Origin of the sequence: Nocardia sp. NPDC050630 (assembly GCF_044457245.1) — a bacterium.
In the GTDB taxonomy this organism is placed as follows: domain Bacteria; phylum Actinomycetota; class Actinomycetes; order Mycobacteriales; family Mycobacteriaceae; genus Nocardia.
Genome location: NZ_JBITGN010000001.1, coordinates 1,128,394 through 1,150,958, shown reverse-complemented (window position 1 = coordinate 1,150,958; position 22,565 = coordinate 1,128,394). Strand labels below are relative to the sequence as shown.

The window sequence follows — 22,565 nt, the reverse complement described above, 5'->3', positions numbered from 1 at the left end:
GCCGGACTGCGGATTCGGCGAAGCTGGTGTGCTTGGACGTTGAGCATTCCCGGCCGAGAATTCTCCCGGCGTAGGCATCGGTCACGAACGCGGTGTAGACGAACATCCCAGTCGCCGACCGAACATAGGTGAAGTCGGCGACGGGCAGCACAATCCATCATTCGGACGCCGGGTGAGCTATACACATCGGTGCGGTTCGGTGAATCACTCATGCTGTCGGGGATGATTCCATCGATCGGCTCAGTCGGCGACGCATTCGGTAGTGCGCTGGTAGAGACCACAATTGGGCTCTACAAGACCGAAGCGATCCGCGACGATTCACCATTCCGGCGGGGCCCGCTCAACCGTCTCGTCGACACCGAGACCCTTACCGCGGACTGGGCCCATTGGTTCAACACCAGTCGGCTCGTGGACCGGCTCGCCCGCACACCACCGGTCGAGTACGAAGCCGACTACTATGCACACCGCGCCGAGCAACCGGCCGGTGACAGATAAACCGGTGGGTGCCAAACGCGGGACGTATCAGCAGGACAGCACACCGACGAGCACATTCGTTCGAGGAGCGACTCCTGCGAAATCGGTTTGCAACGCATAGCATTCGGGATATGCACCGTGGCAACTGGTTCCGTGTCCTGCTGTGCCTGGCAGTGCTCGGCAGTACCAGCGGATGTATCGGCGCGGTGGACCGCGCGGATTTCGAGGACCGGATTCGAACACGCGGCGGCGGATTGGTGAGTGCCCTGCCGCAGGCCGCGATCGCCGCACTGGCCGAGCGCATCGACGCCAGCGACCCGGATATGAACGTTATCCTCCTCACGGCACCGAACTCCACCCAGTTCCGGCTCGTCCTGAACAACCAGCCCGCCCAGGTGACCAACTTCCTCGCCGGAAGCGATTTCACCGCCCGCGAACCCACTGTTCGTCTGCGCGTCCGGCCACCCGGTCCGTCCCGCGTGATGGACGACTACTCCTTCACCCTCGGCGACCTGAGTGCCCCACGCCCCGTGCGGGTTTCCTCCTTCGATGACCTGGACGGCGAAAACTTTACGATAAGCGAGGTGCCCGGCTTATCGCGGATCGAAGACATAGTCGAAACCGCCCGCACGCGCAGCGAAATCCCCGACGGCCAGGTCACCGCCATCGTGGTGAGCCGCTTTGGCCGCGACATCCGCATCGTCGCCAACGTGGTCTCCGCCCGCTCGGAGGTGGTCGCCGAATTCGACCGCACCGGCGTCTTCCTCCGAGCCCAGCAGGTATAGCCGATGTCCCGTGTAGTCACAGCCCTCTCGACCGGGGTCCTCGTCGGTGCCTTCAGCACCGTCGTGCCCGTCGCCATCTGGCCTGGCGAAGCGAAACTCACCGCGCCCCTGTTCTGTTCAGCCCCGACCACCGAACCCATGGTCGTCTCCGACACCTTCCACGACTCCGAAGGCACATCCACCAACTACACCCTCTACTGTGTAGGCGACCATGGCATTCTCACCAACGAGGGCTTCGCCCTCCCCATGTTGGTGATGCTTACCGCACACATCGTGATCGTGACAACCCTGGTACTACTCGCCACATTGTGCAAAACCAGGACAGAGCCTGAGCGCGATCGGTCTGTTCGAGGTCCCCTTCAATCACAACCGAATCCGCACGTCAGTACTGAAGACTACTTCGAACACTGACCCGCCGGCCGCTGCTCGGCAGCGGGCATGCCTGCGCGGATCCGTTACCCAACTCCCCTCCCAGGTCACCACGCCGCCGAGGTTCGAATCATCGGTGAACGTTCAAGAAACGTCACTGTCCTCGTCGGTTGTCAGAACGCGCAGGAGCGATACGAGGATCAGGAGTCGATGACGATGTCGACAGTGGAGTGCGCGAGTTCGCGCACTCCACTGTTGAGTACGTCGGCCTGGTAGGCAGGCCAGTCGGCAAGTTTCGGGTTGTCGCGTTCAGCGCCGCGGGCGATCATCCGGGATCGGATCTGTTCTGCCGGGCTGTCGAGCCACACCGTGGAAAGCGGTGGCGGGCAGGTGATACCGGAGCGCGCCAGCATCTGTACCGAGAGCGGCACACCGGCATGGGCTGCTTGGCGGATGACTTCGAGAAACGGTGCGTCGAGCACGACGGGGTGTTCGGCTGCGACAGTCAGGGCGATGCGAAGCAGGGCGTCGTAGATGTGCGGGGCGATCAATCGTCGGTAGGTTTCGCTGTCACGGTCGTGCGGATCCCCGGTCAGTTCCCGCATCACGGCTTGCTCGAGTCCCGGTGCCAGGGTGTCCTTGTCCAAGACGGTCGCACCCACGAGCGAGGCCAAATAGGCAGCGGCCGTGGACTTTCCAGAAGCTGGAAAGCCGCACACAGCCACAGCTCCGCGACCGTCCAGCCCGGCGGCGCACTGCTGCATGGCCGTCCGGATAACTTGCGGCAGGACCAGTGGCGGTGGTGTGGTTGTCAGCAGTGATGTGCTCGGGCGAGACTCGGATTCGGCTGGCACAGACACCAGTTCATCACAGCCCGCCGATATCGTGCGCGCCGATCGGGTTCCGATTGCGGGTATGCACGCCTCGATCTTCGTTCCATGCGGCTGTTCGCCGCCGGCCACCTTCGCAGCCAGTGAAACCCGCACAGCCCGCACTCCGCCACCTGAGTGCGACTGCTCGAGCGCAACCCACGCGCTCGATGGTCCCCACGGGCGGGATGAGAGTTCCCGTACCAATTTCGCTGGTTTGGCGTCTCGCACACAAGCGACAACAGGGTGGTGTGTTCACCCAGGGGCGTCGCCTATGAACGCGCGCCCGCGGGTAGATCGGCGCTGGAATCGTCGTCGCGGGAGGCGGTCGCAGGGTCGATCCAAGGGGCGGTATCGCGGCCGTAGTTCGGGGTTGTGAATGCGGTCTCCAGGCCCGCCCGCACGGTGGCCTCGACGCACACATTGGTCTGCGGCCCGGCAACGATGAGCCGTTGCGCGTCGAGGCTCCGCAAGATCGGATTCAACTCGGTATAGAGATCAAGACACTGACGAAGCGGGGCACCACCTCGCTGTCTGATGGGAAGCTCGACCATTCTTGCCATTGTTGGGAACATTTTGATGTGAGAATGCTCTATCCGCAAGGGCGCTCGGCGCCATGTGAAGCGATCGTGGGCGCGGGGTGCGGGTCGGAAAGTTCGCCGACTTGAAGTCGACCCCCGCGCCAGCACGCCGCCAGCAACCCCATTCAGGGCACTGAGATGCTCACTGTCGCAAGGCAATAGCCGCGACCGATGGCAATCGAGGCCGCGATGGCGGCTTGGCGCACCATTCGGTCTGCCAGTGACCAAGCCGTGGTCCACTGTCTCGAAGTCGCCAGCAGTGCTGTCAGCAGATATCAGATGTATTGTACCGCAAGGTATTTCGCATCACCGAGTCAGCAGCGGCGGTAGCGCGGACGCCGGATTCGATCAGTGGCCGAGTTATGGATGCCGTTGCCGAGCCGTAATCGCTCGGATCCACTAGCAGGCCGAGAAGTGTTGCCCTAGAACGCCGATGTTGTCTTCACTGGTTTCTCTTTGCCGGGAACCGCGCGGGCAGAGGCAATACGTCACCTGTCACGGCTTCGAGGGTTGTCATATGTATCCGCCCTGAACGTTGCGGACGCTTCGACACCTGGGAGCCACACGCAAAGAAGACTGTTCGGTATATACCCAGGGTATGATCCGGGCGCGTGCCGACGCCGCAGGACACGGCCACGCAATGATGAGGATTTTGCGTGTTGGAGGTGGGCGGCCCTATGCGGTCCCGGTCTTTGGAGGACGTGCGGGACTGGCTCATTGCCAGAATGGGCGAGTTGAGCCAGGTGAACCCCGCCGCGATCGACGGACGCGAGCCGTTCACCCGCTACGGCCTCGATTCGCGGACTTTGACCATGCTTGCCGGTGAGCTGAGTGCGGCAACCGGCCAACCGGTGTCGCCGACCCAAATGTGGACGCATCCGACACCGATTGCATTGGCACGCTGGCTGATCGGGACCACGTCGGAGCCACTACAACAGTACGAGGCACCGGGTTCGGAGCCACAGCCGATCGCTATCGTCGGTCTCGCCTGCCGCTTCCCCGGAGCTCCGGACGCGGCGGCGTACTGGCGACTGCTCAGCACCGGTTCGGACGCGCTCACCGAACCCCCGGACGGGCGGTGGGCCGGGGACGGTCCCCCACGCGGCGGGTTCATCGATGGGATAGACAAGTTCGATCCCGAGTTCTTCGGCATCTCTGCGCGCGAGGCTCCACACATCGATCCGCAGCAAAGGTTAATGCTCGAATTGATGCAGGAAGCCCTTGATGACGCGGGTATTCCGGTAGGCGGTCTCGGCGGCAGCCAGACCGGTGTGTTCGTCGGCGCGATGTGGAGCGAGTACGGGGCGGGAATTCGCGCCGACCCGGATCTGGTCACCGAACACACGTTGGCCGGTGGCGATCCGAGCATCATTCCCGCCCGATTGTCGTACACGCTGGGTGCACGCGGACCGAGCCTTTTGGTGAACACCGCGTGCTCATCGTCACTGGTCGCCGTGCACCTCGCGGCGCAGAGCCTGCGGGCGGGCGAGTGTGACATCGCGCTGGCCGGTGGTGTGAGTCTGATGCTGGCGCAGGATACGGTGCATGCGCTGGCACGGCTCGGGGCGCTGGCACCGGACGGGCGTTCCAAGGCGTTCGATGCGCGCGCCGATGGGTACGGCCGTGGCGAGGGCGCCGGGATGATCGTGCTGAAGCCATTGGACCGGGCGTTGGCCCACGGCAATCCGATTCACGGTGTCATCAAGGGCAGCGCAGTAAATCACGATGGGTTCACCAATGGCCTCACCGCGCCGAGCTTGCTGGCCCAGGAGTCCTTGCTGCGCAGCGCCTATCGGCGAGCGGGCGTTGCGCCGTCCGAGGTCGGGTACGTTGAAGCGCACGGGACGGGAACGGCGCTCGGTGATCCGATCGAGGCGAGCGCGCTGGCCACTGTGCTCGGCGCGGAGCGGGCGCCTGACCGACTGCTGCCGATCGGTTCGGTCAAGAGCGCGATCGGGCATCTCGAACCGGCGGCCGGGATCGCCGGGCTGATCAAGGTGCTGCTGGCGATGCGGCATCGCACGCTGCCGCCCTCCGGCCAATTCGCGCAAGCCAGTCCGCACATCCCCTTCGAGGAATGGGGCTTGCGGATACTTTCGCGGCCGGAGAAGTGGCGAGGCGACGCCGGAGGCCGCCTCCTCGCTGGGGTGAGTGCATTCGGGTTCGGCGGGACGAACTGTCACGTGATCCTGGAAAGCGGCGAAAACCCTCCGATCCACCTTCTGCCGCTCGCCGCGGACAGCGAGGACGGCCTTCGTGTCGCCGTGCGTGATCTGGCGACCGTTCGGGACCGAGCATCGCTGGCCAGGTTGTGTGCTTCCCCCTCGGCGAAAGCGGAAGGCTCGCACCGGCTCGCGCTGTCGGTGCGCGACCCCGATGATCTCGCGGCTGCCAGCGAGAAGTTCTACAGCGGCTACACCGGAGCCGGAATCAGCACCGGAACAGTCGAAAAAGACCGGCCGAGAATCACATTCCTGTTCGGCGGGCAGGGATCACAGTGGACCGGAATGGGCGCGTGGCTGCTACGTGAGCCCACATTCCGGTCAGCGATCAACCGGTGTGAGACCGCGCTGCGCCGGCACGTCGACTGGTCCCTCACTCAGTTGCTGACCTCGGCCGACCAGAGCTGGATCGAGCGCACCGAGCTTGCCCAACCCGCAATTTTCGCGATGCAGGTCGCGCTGACCGAGCTGTGGCGATCACGGGGAGTCGAGCCCGATGCCGTCGCCGGGATGAGCATGGGTGAGGTGGCCGCCGCGCACGTCGCCGGTGCGCTCAGCCTCGACGACGCTGTGTTGATCATGTGTCGGCGCGCCACGTTGGCGGGCAATCTCTCCGGTCACGGCGCTATGGCCCTACTAGATCTGTCCGTTGCGGACACGAACGAACTGGTGTCCCGACACGGGGGCCGGGTGTGGGTCGCAGGCGAGGCCGGACCGGAATCCACTGTGGTCTCGGGTAACCGAGAGACCATCGAGGCAATGCGGCAGGAACTCGCGGGGCGATCGATCGGGTCGGCTCTGATCAGGGTCGACTACGCCTCGCACAGTCCCCATGTGGATCCGATACTGCCCGATTTGCGGGACGCGCTCGCGGATGTGCGGCCGGGCGAGACCCGAATACCGTTCTATTCCTCGGTCACCGGTGAGCGGATGGACGGCACGCAGTTGGTCGCCGAGCACTGGGTGCGCACCGAACGCGAGCCGTGGCGATTCCGAAACACGATGGAATGCTTGCTTGCCGACGACAGTCACATCTTCATCGACGTAGACCCGCATCCGATTCTCGCCCCGGTGGTCGAGCAGAACGGCGGCCGGGCGCTGCCGACATTGCGACGAGGCGACCGCGACTGCTCGACGCTGATCGATTCGCTCGGTGCGCTCTACGTCCGAGGCGCCGCCCGGCCCCCTGTGCCGGACCACGGCCGGACGGAGTTGCTGGTGCTTTCCGCTCGATCCCGTGATTCCCTGTTCGCATCGGCGAACGACATGGCGCGCAAGCTCATCAGCGACGATGGAATCGCCCTGGGTGACCTGTGTTATACGGCGGCCGCCAGGCGGGACCATCACGAACACCGTCTCGCTGTGACGGGTGCGTCGCCGAATGAGCTGGCCGACTCCTTGCGCGCCACAGTCGGGGGCAGCATGCCGAGCAACACGTGGATGGGCACCGTGGAGCATGGCGAGCGGCGCCGGACGGTGTTCGTGTGCTCCGGTCAGGGTTCGCAATGGATCGGAATGGGCCGGAACTTGTTGACCGAACCGGTCTTCCGCGCCGCCGTCGAGGAATGCGATGAATTGCTGCGGCCACTGACCCGTTGGTCGCTGACCGACGAGCTCACCGCATCGGCGGAACACAGCCGCCTGCACCTCACCGCGGTCGCGCAACCCGCGCTGTTCGCAATCCAGGTGGGGGTCATTCGGCTGTGGCAGGCATGGGGACTCGTGCCGGACGCTGTAATCGGCCACAGTGTCGGCGAGGTCACCGCAGCGTATGTGGCCGGGGCACTCTCGCTCGCCGAATCGGTCGAGGTGGTATATCACCGCAGCCGGTCGATGCACGCCGCGGTGGTGCCTGGGGAGGGCGGCATGGCTTCGGTCGAACTGCCTGCCGACCGGTTGCGCGGCATGCTCCGGGAATACCGGGGGGAAGTGGCGATCGCAGCGGTCAACGATCCGTATTCGACGGTCGTCTCGGGCAGTGACTCCGCACTGGCGGACTTGCTCGGACGGCTGCGTCGCGACGGCGTCGCTTTCCGTGAACTCCGGGTCGGTTACGCCTTCCACAGCGCGCAGATGGATCCGGCTGCGGATGACTTGTCCCAGGCACTCGGCACACTTGCGCCCGAAGCGAACCGGTTGCCCGTCTACAGCACAGTTTCCGGGAAGCTCGCTGCCGATCAGCGATTCGACTCGGACTACTGGAGGCGAAACGTCCGGCAAACCGTACGGTTTGCGGATGCGATGGACGCGGCGATCTCCGACGGGTACCGAGTTTTCCTGGAGATCGGCCCGCATCCGGTCCTGATGGAAAATATCCAGCAATGTTTTGCCGCCCGCGGCATCGATGGTTACGTCTTCGGTTCATTGCGCAGGGACGAGGACGACCTGTCGTCGCTGCGGCGGGCCGCCGGCGCGTTGTATGCGGCCGGTTGCGCGCCGGACTTCGATCGGCTCCTGGGTACCGGTCGAGTCGTGTCGCTGCCCGCGTATCCGTGGCAGCGAAAGCGGTACTGGCTCGCGGCGGACCGGCGCGCTGTCCTGTCCCGCACTGCCGAAGGTCACCCCCTGCTGGGTACCGGTCTGGTCTCGGCGGTCGAGCACGGAACCTGGTACTGGCACCGCGCTTTGGACCCGGCACACCTGCCGTATCTGGCCGACCTCACGGTGGGCGGGAGCGTTGCGCTTTCCGCGGCCACCTTCGCCGAAATGGCGTTGGCTGCGGCCGCGGAGGCCTATGAGACCACGGATATCGCCGTTACTCGGCTCACGTTCGAACGCTTGTTGGAGCTGACCGCTGCGGTGACGCCCACGACCCAGACGGTGATCAGCACCCGGGACGAACTCTTCCAGATGTTCAGCCGCCGTGGTCCGGACTGGGTGCGGCATGCGCTGGCTACCGTCGGCCCAGACACTGGTACGCCGCACGTGCACGAACAGCCGGCTTCGATCCGAAAGCGCTGCACGACGCGTCGGGACGGCGCCGACCACTATCGGGCACTGGCCAGGGCGGGACTGGATATCGGCGAGCACCTGAGTGGGGTCTCCGAGTTGTGGTTCGGCCAGGACGAGGTGCTGGCGAGGGTCATCCCGCCGACACTGTCTCGCCGTGCCGATTACCGCGTCCATCCCCCGATGCTCGATGCTGGTCTGCAGGCGCTGATCGCCCTGTGTAACGGTTCGTCAGGCAGTTATGTGGTGACCGAGATCGGCCGGTTGCGGGTGTATCGGGCGCCGACCGGCCCGGTCTGGGCGCACGGCCGATCGGCCGGTCCGGGTGGTGACCTCTACCTGCTCGACGACGACGGCCGGGTGCTGGTGGAAGTCGAGGGCGTGCGTCTGAGCTCGCTCGCGCCCACCGATCCGGATCCGGCCGCGGATTGCCTCTACACCGTGGAATGGCGCGAAGTCCCACACCGAGCATCATTGCGAGAGCGAATCGGGCCGTGGATCGTGTTCGCGGGTGAGGACGCCCTCGGCACCGAACTCGCGGACGCGTTACGTGCGCGAGACATTCCCTGCGATCTGAAGACCGACCGGGCACTCAGCTCTGCCACGACCGAGTCGCTGCGCACCGTTCTTCCCGGACAACCACCTGCCGGGGTGGTGCACATCGGCAGTCTCGGCGCCTCCAGCGCGAGTGCGCTGGCCGAGGCGCTGACCGGAATGGGATGGCGGGATCGGCCACGACTGTGGCTGCTGACCCGTGCCGCACAGGCAGTCGGCGCGGATACCACTCCGGTCAGCGTCGACCAAGCGTCCCTGTGGGGACTCGGCAGGGCGATAGGGCTCGACTACCCTACGCTGTCCGTCACGCGAGTGGACCTCACGGCGCGGCCGACGCCCGATGAAGTGGCCACACTGGCAACAGAATTGCTCAGCGACGACCGGGATACCGATGTGGCCCTGCGTACCCACGGCCGGTTCGTCGCCAGGCTGGTTCGGGTGCCCGAGGCCGCTGAGCGGGCGGCGCAGTTGCAGTCGGACGGCACATATCTGATTGTCTGCGGCGCCACGGAATCAGCCGAGCCGTATGCCCAGTGGATGACCGACTGCGGCGCGCGCAACATCGTGATCGTGAGCCGGGCCGCTGCCATCGGGCCGATCGACGTCCCGGGGGCCCGAGTGCTGACCGTCGACACATACGACATCGGCGACCGTGAGATGAGCTCCCTGATCGCCGAGATCGAAACCGCCGCAGGCCCATTGCGCGGGCTGATCCACACAGGGAATGGTGACAGCGCATGGCGGTGGCACCAGCACACACTCGATCGCAGGCTCGATTTCTTTATCCTCTGCTCCTCGGTCGCCGCATTGTTCGGTCGCCCAGGTGACGCACCGGACAGTGCTCGGCTCGATGCCATCGCCCACCACCGCCGTGCCCTGGGCCTGCCCGCACTGAGTTTGCATGTCGCGCGGGCAGACACAGCGGCACAAGGCATCGCCGAAGCGCCCGGGAGGAGTCTCACGCGGGCGTTGGATCGTGGTATCGGCTCGAATCTCGGTCGGCTCGCAGTCATGGATCCGAACCTCCGACACTGGTTCGAGTCGTACCCCGGAGCGGCCGGCGCGCCCTTTTTCGATGCGGTCGAAACCAGGGCCCCGGACAGACCTACCGCATTCGCCGCCAGGCTGGCCGCGGCCAGTGTCTCCGAACGAGGCGCGCTGCTCGAGAAGCACCTGACGGACCAGCTTTCCCTGACGCTGCAACGAGATCCAGCGAACCTGAGCCGGAGGGCGACGTTCCAGGGCATGGGCATGGGGTCGATCATGGCGGTGGAGCTACGCAACCGGCTGGAGTCCACGCTCGGCATCCGGTTGTCGGTCGCGCTGCTGTTCACCTACTCCACCGTCGCCGCGCTCGCGGAGTTCATCGCGGATGAACTCGCGGTGACGCAACCCTCGGCGCGGCAACCGGATTCGGAATCGGAGGACGAGCCATCCCTGATGACGGACCTCGATCTACTCTCGGACGCCGAAGCCGAGGCCATGCTACTGGACAGTATCCGGCTGGTCGAACAGGAACTGGGCAATGACTGAGCAGGCGTCGGTGAAGCAGGCTCTGACGGCCATCCGAACACTGCAGGCACGGTTGGACCGCGAACTGCTGGCGAAGACCGAGCCGATCGCCGTCATCGGCATGAGTTGCCGGGTGCCCGGCGGCGGCACTAACCCGGACGAGTTCTGGCGGCTGATCGACGGTGGCGTCGACGCGATCAGCGACGTGCCCCCGGACCGGTGGGCAGCCGACGACGGCGCCACCGGGAGCCGCTGGGGCGGCTTCCTGTCCGGTGTGGACCGATTCGACCCGGCCTTCTTCGGTATATCGCCTCGCGAAGCCGAGGCGATGGACCCCCAGCAACGCCTGCTGCTGGAAGTGGCCTGGGAGGCGCTGGAGCAGGCGGGACGGGCCCTGCCAGAGCAGTTGAACGGCTCGCGAACCGGTGTGTTCGCCGGCGTCGTCGTCACCGATTACGACCGGCTCAGCGTCGGCAAGCGCGATATCTACACCGTGACCGGCAACGGGCACTCATTCCCCGCCGGACGGCTGTCGTATGTGCTCGGGTTGCAGGGGCCGAGCATGGTGGTGGACACGGCGTGTTCGTCGTCGCTGGTCGCGGTGCATCTCGCGGTGCAGAGCCTGCGATCCGGCGAGAGCACGATGGCGCTGGCCGGTGGTGTCAACGTGATGCTGGCCAGAGACATGACCGACATGATGGCCAGCTCTCGCGCACTGTCCGACGACGGGCGGTGCAAGACCTTCGACGCGTTGGCCGATGGCTACGTCCGCGGTGAGGGATGCGGAATGCTGGTCCTCAAACGTCTGTCCGTCGCGGTGGCAGATGGCGATCCGGTGCTCGCCGTGATCCGTGGGTCCGCGGTGAACTCCGACGGCCGTTCATCCGGGCTGACCGCGCCGAACGTGTCCGCGCAGAAAGCGTTGCTACGTCAGGCATTGCGCAACGCGCGCGCCGACGCGGCGGATATCGGCTATGTCGAAACACACGGCACCGGAACGCCCCTGGGTGATCCGATCGAAGTGGATGCGCTCATCGATGTGATCGGAAAGCCGAGGGCGGACGGCTCACACTGCGTGCTCGGTGCGGTGAAGACCAACATCGGTCATCTCGAGGCGGCTGCCGGGGTGATCGGGTTGATCAAGGCCGTGCTCGCGTTGCGCTGGGAGCGTATTCCGGCGAACCTGCATTTGCACACGCTGAATCCCCGGATCGACCTCGACGGAACCGCTCTGGTGCTGCCCAGAGAACCGGTCCCGTGGCCGAGACGCGACGGTGTGACGCGGATGGCGGGAATCAGCTCGTTCGGTATCAGCGGGACGAACGCACACGTCATCATCGCCGATCCGCCGGAGCGAGTCGAACCTCCCGTGGCTGCGCCCACCTCAGGGTCCGCCCTGGTACCGATTTCCGCGCGCGACGCACAGGGGCTGATCGAACTTGTCGCGGCGTTCCGGACGACGCTGGCCGACAGGCAGGCCGAGATCGCCGATATCGCCTACACCGCGGCCATCCGAAGACACCATCACGAACACCGTGCCGCACTGGTGGTGTCCGCAGACGGACAACCGCAGCTGGTGTCGGGTACCGAACCTGCCCAACGGCACCGGACCGTGTTCGTATTTCCCGGACAGGGCTCGCAGTGGCTCGGTATGGGCCGCGCGCTGTTCGACAGTGAGCCGGTGTTCCGCTCGGCTGTCGAGGCGTGCGACGACGCGATCCGCGACGAAGCGCAATGGTCGGTCATTGCTGAACTGACCGCCGATCCGTCCGAGTCCCGGCTGAACCGGATCGACATCGTCCAGCCTGTGCTGTTCGCGATGGAGGTCGGCTTGGCGGCGTTGTGGCGATCGAAGGGCATCGAGCCCGACGCGGTCATCGGCCACAGCTTGGGCGAGGTGGCCGCCGCGCACGTGGCCGGCGCGCTCTCCCTGACGGATGCGGCGCGAATCATCGTCCGCCGCAGCCGGTTACTGCGCACACTGACTGGACGCGGCGCGATGGCGCAGGTGGAGCTGCCGTTCGAGGAGGCGAACGCGGCGCTTTCGGAGTGGGCGGACCGGGTGTCGATCGCGGCGAGCAACAGTGCGCGTTCGACGGTGCTGTCTGGTGCTCCGGACGCACTGGACGAGATCGTGGCCCAGCTGACCGACGCCGGGGTGTTCTGCCGCCGAATCAAGGTCGAGGTCGCCGCGCACAGCCCGCAAGTCGACGCAATCACCGATGAGCTCGGCCGTGAGCTGGGTGTACTGGAACCGAAGGCCGGCGCGGTGCCGATGTGGTCCACCGTGCTCGGAAGTTTCTGCGGCGGCGCCGAACTGGATGCCGCCTACTGGGTCCGCAATCTACGAGAACCCGTGCTGTTCTCCGAGGCGGTCCGCGAACAGATTGCGGCGGGCCCGACGGTATTCGTCGAGTTGAGTCCGCACCCGATCCTGCTGACTTCGATAGAAGAGGACGGCGGTACGGTCGTCGCGTCAGGTCGTCGCGGACACGACGAACGCGAGATATTCCTCGGATCGCTTGCCGCGCTATATGTCCGGGGCAGCCGGGTCGACTGGCCCGCGCTGCACCCCGGCGGCGGGCGCTGCGTACCGCTACCCGCTTATCCGTGGCGGCGCGAGCGTTACTGGGTGGACCGGACTCCGGTCCCCCCAGAGCAACGCGGACACCCGTTTCTCGGCGAGCCGGTCAGCCTCGCGACCTCGCCGGGGACTCGGATCTGGGAGCGGGAACTGGATCTGCCCTATCTGGCCGACCACACCGTCGACGGTGTGGTCGTGTTCCCGGCGTCGGGCTATGTGGAGATGGCGCTGTACGCCTCAGGGCGATCATCGGTTCTGAATGATCTCGTATTCGAACGTATGACAATTCTCGGCAGCGACGGCTCCGGCCACTTCCAATTCATCGAGGACGCCGACGGCTTCCAGGTATATGCCCGCGCAGACAATTCCGAGCCGTGGGTGCGCTGTGCACATGGGACGATCGGCCGTGCCGACGACGGACCACCTACGGCCGAGCCGCTGACGTCGGTGCGGGACCGCTGTCGCACCGAGGTCACTGCGGACGAGCACTACGCGCGATATGCCGGGCGAACCATCGACTACGGCCCGGCCTTTCGTGGGGTGCAACGAATCTGGACCGGTGCGGGTGAGAGCATCGCGGCGATCGAGCTTGCGGAGTCGTCCACGGGGTACGTCTGCCATCCGGCCCTGCTGGACGCCTGCTTCCAGGTCCTCGGCGGTGTACTGCTCGACCGGCTGCCGACCGGAGGAATCGTTCCGGCGCGGATCGAGCGGCTTCGAGTGCACGGGCCGATCGGTCGACGGGTGTGGGTACACGCGCGCGCAAGGTCCACCGAACACTGCGGTGATCTGCTGGTGCTCGACGAGGACGGCACCGTGCTGATCGAGGTCGATGGGCTCACGGTGGCCGAGCTCGCCGAACCGGATCCGTACCGAGACTGGCTCTACCGGGTGGATTGGGCCGCGGGGGAACGTCTCGTAGCGCCGGATCGGCGCGACGGGGCTGCCGGTAGCTGGCTCGTGCTCGCCGATTCCTCCGGTGTCGGCAGCGCCCTGGCCGCACTGCTCAAACAACGCGGCCGAACCTGCGTCCTGGTCGGCAAGGACGATATCGACGTTGCCGACGACGAAGCCTGGAACGCGCTGCTGGACAACCTCGCCCAGGGCGAACCGGGCTGTGCCGGTGTGGTGCACCTGTGGAGCCTGGATACCACCGACACCGAATACGTCACCGCCGATACCCTGACCAAGGATCAGCACACCACCGGGCTCAGCACGGTGCGCCTGGTCCGCGCGCTCGCTCGCCTTGGCCTGCGGGACCATCCCCGCTTGTGGCTGGTCACCCGAGGAGCGCAGCAGGTAGGCCGCGAACCGGTTGCGGTGTCCCAAGTTCCGCTGTGGGGACTGGCAAGGACATTGAGCGTCGAGCATCCCGAACTGGAATGCGCCCGGGTGGACCTCGACTCGGAGTGGACGCCCACTCGGTGCGCCGCGGAACTCCTTCCCGAACTCGTCGCATCAGATCGCGAAGACGAAATCGCGCTGCGCGAGGAAGGGCGCAAGCTCGCCAGGCTGGTACGGACCCGGTTCGACTACGGGAATGCCGAGCCGGCGCTGACCGGCGGGACATACCTGATCAGCGGTGGGCTCGGCGGGCTCGGTATCGGCCTGGCACGCTGGCTGGCAACCCGGGGGGCGCGGCACCTCGTGCTGGCCGGACGGCACGAACCGGGTCCGGACGCACAGGCGAGGATCGCCGAGCTCAGGCGCGATGGTGTCGAGGTGGTGGTGGCGCGCGCGGACGTCGCCCGGCGCGCGGACGTCGCCAGGGTGCTCGCCGATATCGATGACCGGATGCCACCGCTGCGCGGAGTGCTGCACACGGCCATGGTGCTCGACGATCGGACCATTCTGGGACTGGATGCCGAACGATTCGATCGGGTCCTGGCACCCAAGATCCGCGGCGCGTGGAACCTGCACGAACTGACCGGGGACCGGGAGCTGGACTTCTTCGTCATGTACTCCTCAGCGTCGGCTGTGCTCGGCTCACCGGGACAGGCGAGCTACGCGGCCGCCAACGCATTTCTGGGCGGGCTCGCGCGGCATCGGGAATGCAGTGGCAGAACGGCATTGTGCGTGGACTGGGGGCTGTACTCGCAGGACGGAATCATGGCGAGGCGCGAGTCGGAAGGGCAGCGACTCGCGCACCGGGGGGTCGGCACCATCACCCCTGCGCAAGGTGTGGACATCCTGGGTCGCCTGCTGGGCGGCAGCGCCAGCCAGGTCGTGGCGGCGAATCTCGATCTGCGGCAATGGCTCGCGTTCTACCCGTCTCTGGCCGGTGCGTCGCTGTACGCCGAACTCGACGACGACAACCGCGGGAACACCAGCGGACGGCCGACCGAGTTCGCGGACCGGCTGCGCGTGGCCGCCGCTGCCGAACGCCCGAGTTTGATCGACACCGTCGTGACCGGACAACTCAGCCAGGTACTGCACCTCGACCCAGCTCTGATCGACCGGAAAGCGCCGCTGACCACCATGGGCGTCGACTCGCTGATGGCGCTCGAACTTCGGAATCGGCTCGAATCCGCACTAGGCGTACGACTGTCGGCGACGCTGCTGTACAGCGCGCCGACAGTGCTCGCGCTGACCGGACAGCTACTCGACGCACTCGGCATGGCCGAGCCGCAGGCGACCACCGGCCAACTAGATGAACTCGCAGAGCTGGACATGGACGATCTGCTGGCGCAGATCGACGATTCGATAAACCGGCTCGAAGAGGGGGAGTTGATGTGAACATCGCCGACGAGCAACGTTATCGCACACAGCTCGTGAAAGCCGCTTCCGCGCTGCGCACGATGGAAGCCGAGGTCGTGCGGCTGCGGCGACAGCACACCGAAGCTATTGCGGTAATCGGCATGGGCTGCCGTTTCCCGGGTGGCGCCGACGACCCCGAAGCATTCTGGACACTGCTCGCCGACGGTGTCGACACAGTGTCCCAACGACCCGACCGTGCCGCCGGTGACGCTGGGGCAACCGGCGCTTTCCTGCCCTCGGTGGACGGATTCGACGGGGCGTTCTTCGGGATCGCCCCGCGGGAAGCCGACGCGCTGGATCCGCAGCATCGGCTGCTGCTCGAGGTCGCCTGGGAGGCGCTGGAAGACGCCGGAGTGGCGACCGAGCGGCTGGCCGGCAGCCGAACCGGCGTCTTCGTAGGGATGAGCAGCAACGACTACCTGCTGCTCAGCGCGCGGTCCGGCGCAATGAGCGGCTATACCGGCACCGGAACGGCCCACAGTTTCGGCGCGGGTCGGTTGTCGTACCTGCTCGGGCTGCGTGGGCCGAGTCTCGCGGTGGACACCGCGTGCTCATCATCGCTGGTCGCGGTACATCTTGCGATCCGGAGCCTGCGGACAGGGGAAAGCTCGCTCGCGCTGGCCGGTGGGGTGAATCTCGTTCTGGACGAAGCGGTGACCGAGATGATCAGCGATCTACAAGCGCTGTCGCCGGATGGCCGGTGCCGTAGCTTCGACGCCCGCGCGAACGGGTTCGTCCGCGGCGAGGGCTGCGGAATCGTTGTGCTGAAGAGGCTCTCCGATGCACTGGCCGACGGCGATCGAGTACTGGCAGTCCTGCGGGGTTCGGCAATGAACTCCGACGGTCGCTCGGCCGGGCTGACCGCACCCAATCCACTGGCGCAGCGGGACCTGCTGCGCCAAGCATTCGCCGATGCCCAGGTGCGCCCCGTCGATATCGGGTATGTGGAGACCCATGGAACCGGCACCGCACTCGGAGACCCGGTCGAGATCGAGGCACTGGCCGAGGTTTTCGATGAGGTGGACGCGAACAGTGGCGGTTGCGTACTGGGTGCGGTCAAGACCAACATCGGACATCTCGAGGCCGCCGCGGGCATCGCCGGACTGGTCAAGGCGGTACTGGCCTTGCAGCACGGGGAAATCCCCCGCAACCTGCACTTCGGCACGCTCAATCCGAGGATTTCCCTGACTGGAACACCTTTCGTCATCCCGACGAAGACCATCGCGTGGCCGGAGGGCGAGAAGCCGCGGATCGTGGGTGTCAGTTCGTTCGGTATGAGCGGCACCAACGCGCATGTCGTCGTCGCCGAGGCGCCCACGGTCGAGCAGCTGCCGCCGCGGGGCGGACCGGTCCTGCTCCCGCTGTCGGCGCGCAGCCCGACGGCACTGATCGAGTTGGCTATCGCACACGCGAATGTGCTCGAGCGGGAAGATGATCCGTGCGATGTCGCCTATACGGCGGGAGCCCGGCGTGATCATCACGACTGGCGGACCGCAGTAGTTGGTGCCTCCGGTGCCGAACTGGCCGAGCAGCTGCACGCATTCGTGCGCGCCGGTGCCACGCGGGCGCGAGCCACGGCACCCACGATCACCTACGTCTTCTCCGGGCAGGGGGCGCAGTGGATCGGTATGGGTCGCGAGCTGCAGGGCAGTGAACCGATTTTCCGCGCCGCACTCGAAGAATGCGACCGATTGGTCGCGGAGCACACATCGTTATCGTTGCTCGCGGAACTGGCTGCGCCAGAAGACGAATCGAGGTTACACCGCACGGAGATCGCCCAACCCGCGCTGTTCGCATGCCAGATTGCGCTGTCGGCCCTGCTCGCGTCGTGGGGTATTCGGCCCGACGCAGTCATCGGGCACAGTGTTGGTGAGATCGCCGCCGCGCATGTCGCGGGTGCGCTGAGCCTGGCGGAAGCCATCAGGATCGTGGTATCGAGAGGACGCCTCATGGCGCCGGCCGACGGTTCGGGGGCGATGGTTGCCGTCGCGCTGGGGCCGGATGAGATCGCGAACGTTATTGCCGGATCGAACACTTCGGTCGTGGTGGCAGCGATCAACGACGACCGGTCCGTCGTACTGTCCGGCTCGGTGGACGAGTTGCACACCGTGCTCGACCCGCTCCAGCGGCGAGACGTCCACTGCCGCTGGTTGCCGGGCGGCTACGCATTCCACTCCCCTTCCATGGCCCCGATGGCCACAAAGCTCGCGAAGGAACTCGCCGCGGTAGAGTGCGGCCCCACAACGTGCCCCATGTACAGCACGGTGGGCGGAGACCGGATCGCCGGAAGCGAATTGACCGGCGACTATTGGGCGAACAACGTACGGCAGCCGGTCCGATTCGCTGACGCTGTGCACGCCGCAGCCCGCGATGGGCAGCAGATCTTCCTCGAGATAGCGCCGCATTCCGTGCTCTCCGGCCATATCGCGAACTGTCTCGGCACAGCAGCTGCAATCCCGACGCTGCGCAGGGAGCGCCCGGAACAACGCAGCCTGCTCAACTCGATTGCCGAGCTCTACGCCGCGGGCTATCCAGTGGACTTCGCCCGCCTGTACCCGGATCGGCGCCGGGTCGCACCGTTGCCGCGCTATCCATGGCAGCGCAAACGTCATTGGCTCGACACACCGGCACCGCCCAGCGAACAGGTGGCCGTCGTGCCGGCGCACTGGGTCGATGAACTGATCGGGTTGCCGAACGGCGATCGGGAGGCCGCGATCGAGGCAGCAGTCCGCCAGGACACGGCGGCGTTACTCCAGCTACCTTCGCCCTCGGACGTCCCGGTGGACGGGAAGTTCATGGCACTCGGCATGGATTCCCTGATGGCCGTGCAGCTGCGACACGAACTCGCGGCGCGAACCGGACTCGCGCTGCCGTCGACGCTCGCCTTCGATCATCAGACCCCGAGGGCGGTCACCCGGTATCTGTTGAAAGTGCTCACGGAGTACACGAAGGACGAAACATGATGAAGGTGTACGGGGCGGCCACCAGTGCCTGCACCCACAAGGTACTGATGGTCCTGGCCGAGAAGAATCAGCACGCCGAGCTGGTCGAGGTGAGTGTTCTCCAAGGGCAGGACAAGTCGCCGGAGCACCGGAAACTCCAGCCGTTCGGTGAGATTCCGGTACTGGAGGACGATGGGTTCCTGCTGTACGAATCGCGGGCTATCATCCGCTATCTGGACCATCGGTTGCCGGGCCCGGCACTGACACCGGACGACCTCAGGCTGCGCGGGCTGATGGAACAGTGGATCAGCATCGAGCAGAGCTACGTCAGCGGACCGGTGTGGGACCTCGTCCGCGCCGGCCCTGTGTACGAGATCATCCGCCGCAGCCCGGGCGCGAAATTCCTTCCGCCACCACCAGATCGGAACGCCATCGCTGCGGCGCGCGGTGAGCTGGCAACCGCGTTCGACGTCGCGGACGCCACGCTGTCCAGGCAGCAATTCCTCGCCGGACCCGAGTTCTCACTCGCCGAGGTGACCTGGCTGCCCTACTTGCAGTATCTCGTCGCCTCCAACGGTGTAGACCTGATCGACGCGCGACCGAACCTTGCGCGCTGGTGGCGAGAGATCAGTGACAGACCCACCTGGCGCCGGGTCGGACAAGTGCTGGAGCGGCCCGAGTGAACCGGTTCGACCTGTGGGGTGAACAGATGCGTGTCGATCCCCTGCCGACACTGGCGCGGATGCGGTCCGAGGCGCCGATCATCCGCCTGTTCAACCCGCACCAGCAAGCACCTGAGTGGCGTGTGACCCGCTACGCCGACGTCGTCGAACTGCTCCGCGACAATCGTTTCAGCAAGGACAAGCGGAAGCTGTCCGACGCGGCGCGATCCAGGTACTTCCGGGTGACAGAATTCGACCAGCTGGACAAGCACATGCTCTACGCCGATCCCCCGGAGCACACAAGATTGCGTGCCCTGGTCGCCAAGGCGTTTACTCCTCACCGGATCATCGAGCTCCGTCCATACGTCGCCGCAGCCACCGACAGGCTGCTGGACCAGGCCGAGCAGCAGGACTCGGTGGACCTGCTCGATGCACTGGCCTTCCGGCTGCCGATCACCGTCCTAGCCGAGCTGATCGGGATACCGATCGAAGACCAGGAGCGGTTCCGGGAGTGGACCAGGATCCTGATCGCTCCGCCGTCGGAGGGAGATTTCGACGCGCTGCGCACCATGGCGATCGAGTTCCAGCAGTATCTCGAGGAATTCCTCGAGATACGCCGCCGACAGCGCCGCGACGACCTCACCAGTGCGTTGATCGAGGCGCAGACTCATCGTGACCGGCTGTCGCCGGTGGAACTGATGAGCATGATCTTCTTGCTCATCGCCGCGGGTTTCGAAACGACGGGAAACCTCATCGGCAACGCGGCATGGGCGCTGCTACGGAATCCCGCGGAACTGATGCGGCTGCGTGCCACACCAGCGCTCATCGAACCGGCGATCGAGGAGGTGGTGCGATACTGCCCTCCGGTGAAGAACAGCACCGGAGCCTTTTCGCTGACCGATGTCGAGTTCCGGGGCACGGTCATTCCGGCCGAGGAATTGGTCGTCGCGTCGCTGCTGTCGGCACATCATGACGACGCGCAGTTTCCCGAACCCGAACGGTTCGACATCACCCGAACACCGAACCGGCACTTGGGGTTCGGCCTCGGACCGCACTTCTGCCTCGGGGCCGCACTGGCAAGACTGGAGGCGACGGTCGCGATCAGCGCCGTGGTGCGGCGCTTCCCCCGACTGGAGTTCGCGGTCGATCCCGATACATTGCGATGGAAGGATGGCGTATTCGTGCACGGCCTGGAGCGACTTCCCGTGACCTGGGGGATACGATGACGATCCTGGTGCGGCAGGCGACGTTGGACGACCTGGACGAGATCATGGCTGTCGAGCAAGACTGGGAGGAATCGCAGCGAGCGAGCCGTGACCAGATGACAGCTCGCCTTCGTGCGTATCCCGAGGGGTTCTGGATCTTCGAACAGCACGGCGAGGTCGTCGGCACCTTGATGGGCTTCCCCATGCGGTATGAGGCGGACCGCATTTCCGAACTCAGCGATTGGCACACGGTGACCGGTCACGGTTACTATCCGGTCATCGATCTGGACACCGCGAACGCCATCTACCTGGCTTCGGGCTCACTGAAGCGCACCGCACGCGGCGGCACAGCATACGCGGTGATGATGGAAACCCCAGTCGAGCTGGCCGAGCGCTACGGACTGGATTATGTCCTCACCGGAGCAAAGATCCCCGGCTACGACGCATACTGCCGCCGATTCGGCGAGATCGACGCCCCCGACTACGTGTTACGCACACTCGGCGGCTGCCTGGTCGATCCCTTCTTGGAGATGTACCGAGGGCACAACTATCTGGTGCCCGACCGAAGCCACATCGTCCCCAACTACTATCCGGACCCGCCAAGCCGCGATTACGGCGCGATCGTGGTGCGGAGCGTGCGGCACTCGCCCGCTCGAGGCTGAAGCGGCGGAGATGGCGCCAGGTAGTCGATGCCCAGAACGACGCCCATGACCTCCATCATCGCGGTCTCATTTCGCGAGCGATGTCCGAAGTCGGTGTTGACCGCCTCCTCGATGACGCTGCGCCGGGCGATCAGGCTGCCTTGAACCTGCGTAGATCGCTGCGCCGCGCCGCCAACGAGGGCGCTCCGTCGCGAAGGAAGGCGGCACGCTGAACTTCGAGGATGCGACGGAAGCGCTCGACGGTGGGCGTCGCTCTAGCGACGCACAATAGAAGTACTCGTGCACACATCGCCACCGACCGCCGCCGAGACCGGTCTTGCGCACGTTCGCCCGCCGCGTCTCGACGATAGCGAGTTCCTCGATCAGCGGCGGGATACGGCGCATGCCCTGCGCGGCTCCACCAGACACGAATAACCCAGCACCGATGCGGCTTTCGGCCTGACTGTCGACTTGCTGATCAGGGGAATCGTGGTCACGCGGTCAGGACGATTTTGCCTTGCACGTTGCCCTGCTCGACCAGTTCGTGTGCCTTGGCGGCGTTTTCGAGGGGCAGCGTCTGCTGCACGTACGGATGCAGCTTGCCGGACTCGACCAGCTGAGTGAGCGCCTCGAGCCCGACGACGTCGGGTTCGACGGAGATTCCGGCGAATCGAACACCAGCTGCCGCGGCCAGTTTCGGTAGGGCAGTGCTGGCCTTGTCCACCGCGGTCACGAGGATGCCGCCCTTGCGTAGGGTCGACAGCGAGCGTTCGGCTGTGCCACCGCCGATGGTCTCGAGTACGACGTCGACATCGCGCACCACATCGACGAAATCGGCGGTGCGATAATCGATCAGCTTGTCGACACCTAATCCGCGCAGGAACTCGTGTTTGCCTGCGCTGGCGGTTCCGATCACGTACGCGCCGCGGGCCTTGGCGATCTGAACGGCCAGGTGGCCCACACCCCCACCGGCTCCGTGGACCAGAACCCGCTGTCCCGCCTGCAGTTCCGCGATATCGACCAACATCTGCCATGCGGTGAGCCCGGCCAGCGGGAGCGCGGCAGCCTCGGCGTGGGTCAGACCACTCGGTTTGCGCACCAGCTGCCGTGACGGAGCGACCACGTACTCTGCGTATCCACCTGCCGCCTTGGGGAAATACGGCATTCCGTACACCTCGTCCCCCACCCGGAACCGGTTGACGCCGGGATCGACTTCCTCCACGACGCCGGAGAGGTCCCAGCCCAGGGTGAACGGTGGCTGCCCGATCAACGGGAAGGCGCCGGAACGGATTATCGGCTCTACCGGGTTGATGCTCACCGCGTGCACCCGCACCAGCACCTCGGTCGCACCCGGCACCGGCCGGATCGCCTCGGCGACCTGGAGTACCTGCGGACCTCCGAACGAGCGTTGCACGATCGCGCGCATTACCAAACCTCTTCTGTATCAACGGCTCTTGC

The 22,565-nt window shown here is 65.8% G+C and carries 11 protein-coding genes and 1 pseudogene; 9 read left to right on the top strand and 3 right to left on the bottom strand.

Annotated features, from left to right (window positions below; all coding sequences use genetic code 11):
* Positions 1 to 152: 152 nt before the first annotated feature.
* The 3 genes and pseudogenes from ACIBG0_RS04960 to ACIBG0_RS04950 form a co-directional block, all read left to right on the top strand.
* Positions 153 to 495: pseudogene (locus tag ACIBG0_RS04960) on the top strand (IS3 family transposase); the annotation flags it as partial.
* Between the two features lie 110 nt (positions 496 to 605).
* Positions 606 to 1,259, top strand: a complete 654-nt coding sequence (locus ACIBG0_RS04955) for a hypothetical protein (RefSeq protein WP_397029309.1) — start codon at positions 606 to 608, stop codon at positions 1,257 to 1,259.
* Positions 1,260 to 1,262: 3 nt separating this feature from the next.
* Positions 1,263 to 1,670: a hypothetical protein gene (locus ACIBG0_RS04950; protein WP_397029308.1), complete on the top strand. Its 408-nt coding sequence runs from the start codon at positions 1,263 to 1,265 to the stop codon at positions 1,668 to 1,670.
* Positions 1,671 to 1,828: 158 nt separating this feature from the next.
* On the opposite strand, the gene ACIBG0_RS04945 is transcribed toward ACIBG0_RS04950, so the two are convergent.
* A complete protein-coding gene (locus ACIBG0_RS04945; RefSeq protein WP_397030204.1) occupies positions 1,829 to 2,392 on the bottom strand; it encodes an AAA family ATPase in 564 nt (187 codons plus the stop codon).
* Positions 2,393 to 2,769: 377 nt separating this feature from the next.
* Positions 2,770 to 2,970, bottom strand: coding sequence for a hypothetical protein (locus ACIBG0_RS04940; protein ID WP_397029306.1), 201 nt, complete (start codon positions 2,968 to 2,970; stop codon positions 2,770 to 2,772).
* 785 nt (positions 2,971 to 3,755) lie between these two features.
* Between ACIBG0_RS04940 and ACIBG0_RS04935 the strand changes: the two genes are divergently transcribed.
* Genes ACIBG0_RS04935 through ACIBG0_RS04910 form a run of 6 tightly spaced genes read left to right on the top strand, consistent with a single transcriptional unit; the run spans position 3,756 to position 21,128 of the window.
* Positions 3,756 to 10,337 carry an acyltransferase domain-containing protein gene (locus ACIBG0_RS04935; RefSeq protein WP_397029304.1) on the top strand — a complete coding sequence of 2,194 codons (6,582 nt, stop codon included), beginning with the start codon at positions 3,756 to 3,758 and terminating at the stop codon, positions 10,335 to 10,337.
* A complete protein-coding gene (locus ACIBG0_RS04930; RefSeq protein WP_397029302.1) occupies positions 10,330 to 15,636 on the top strand; it encodes a type I polyketide synthase in 5,307 nt (1,768 codons plus the stop codon). The genes ACIBG0_RS04935 and ACIBG0_RS04930 overlap by 8 nt, the downstream gene beginning before the upstream one ends.
* The gene (locus ACIBG0_RS04925) at positions 15,633 to 18,620 is read left to right on the top strand and encodes a type I polyketide synthase (RefSeq protein ID WP_397029300.1); all 2,988 of its coding nucleotides are present in this window, start codon (positions 15,633 to 15,635) and stop codon (positions 18,618 to 18,620) included. The genes ACIBG0_RS04930 and ACIBG0_RS04925 overlap by 4 nt, the downstream gene beginning before the upstream one ends.
* Positions 18,617 to 19,282, top strand: coding sequence for a glutathione S-transferase family protein (locus tag ACIBG0_RS04920; RefSeq protein WP_397029298.1), 666 nt, complete (start codon positions 18,617 to 18,619; stop codon positions 19,280 to 19,282). Before ACIBG0_RS04925 ends, ACIBG0_RS04920 begins: the two co-directional genes overlap by 4 nt.
* The gene (locus tag ACIBG0_RS04915; RefSeq protein ID WP_397029296.1) at positions 19,279 to 20,487 is read left to right on the top strand and encodes a cytochrome P450; all 1,209 of its coding nucleotides are present in this window, start codon (positions 19,279 to 19,281) and stop codon (positions 20,485 to 20,487) included. Before ACIBG0_RS04920 ends, ACIBG0_RS04915 begins: the two co-directional genes overlap by 4 nt.
* The gene (locus tag ACIBG0_RS04910) at positions 20,484 to 21,128 is read left to right on the top strand and encodes a hypothetical protein (protein ID WP_397029294.1); all 645 of its coding nucleotides are present in this window, start codon (positions 20,484 to 20,486) and stop codon (positions 21,126 to 21,128) included. The genes ACIBG0_RS04915 and ACIBG0_RS04910 overlap by 4 nt, the downstream gene beginning before the upstream one ends.
* A 472-nt stretch (positions 21,129 to 21,600) precedes the next feature.
* Here the strand turns inward: ACIBG0_RS04910 and ACIBG0_RS04905 are convergent, their stop codons facing one another.
* Positions 21,601 to 22,533 (bottom strand): NADP-dependent oxidoreductase, encoded by a 933-nt coding sequence (locus ACIBG0_RS04905; protein ID WP_397029292.1) that lies wholly within the window; start codon positions 22,531 to 22,533, stop codon positions 21,601 to 21,603.
* Between the last annotated feature and the right edge of the window lie 32 nt (positions 22,534 to 22,565).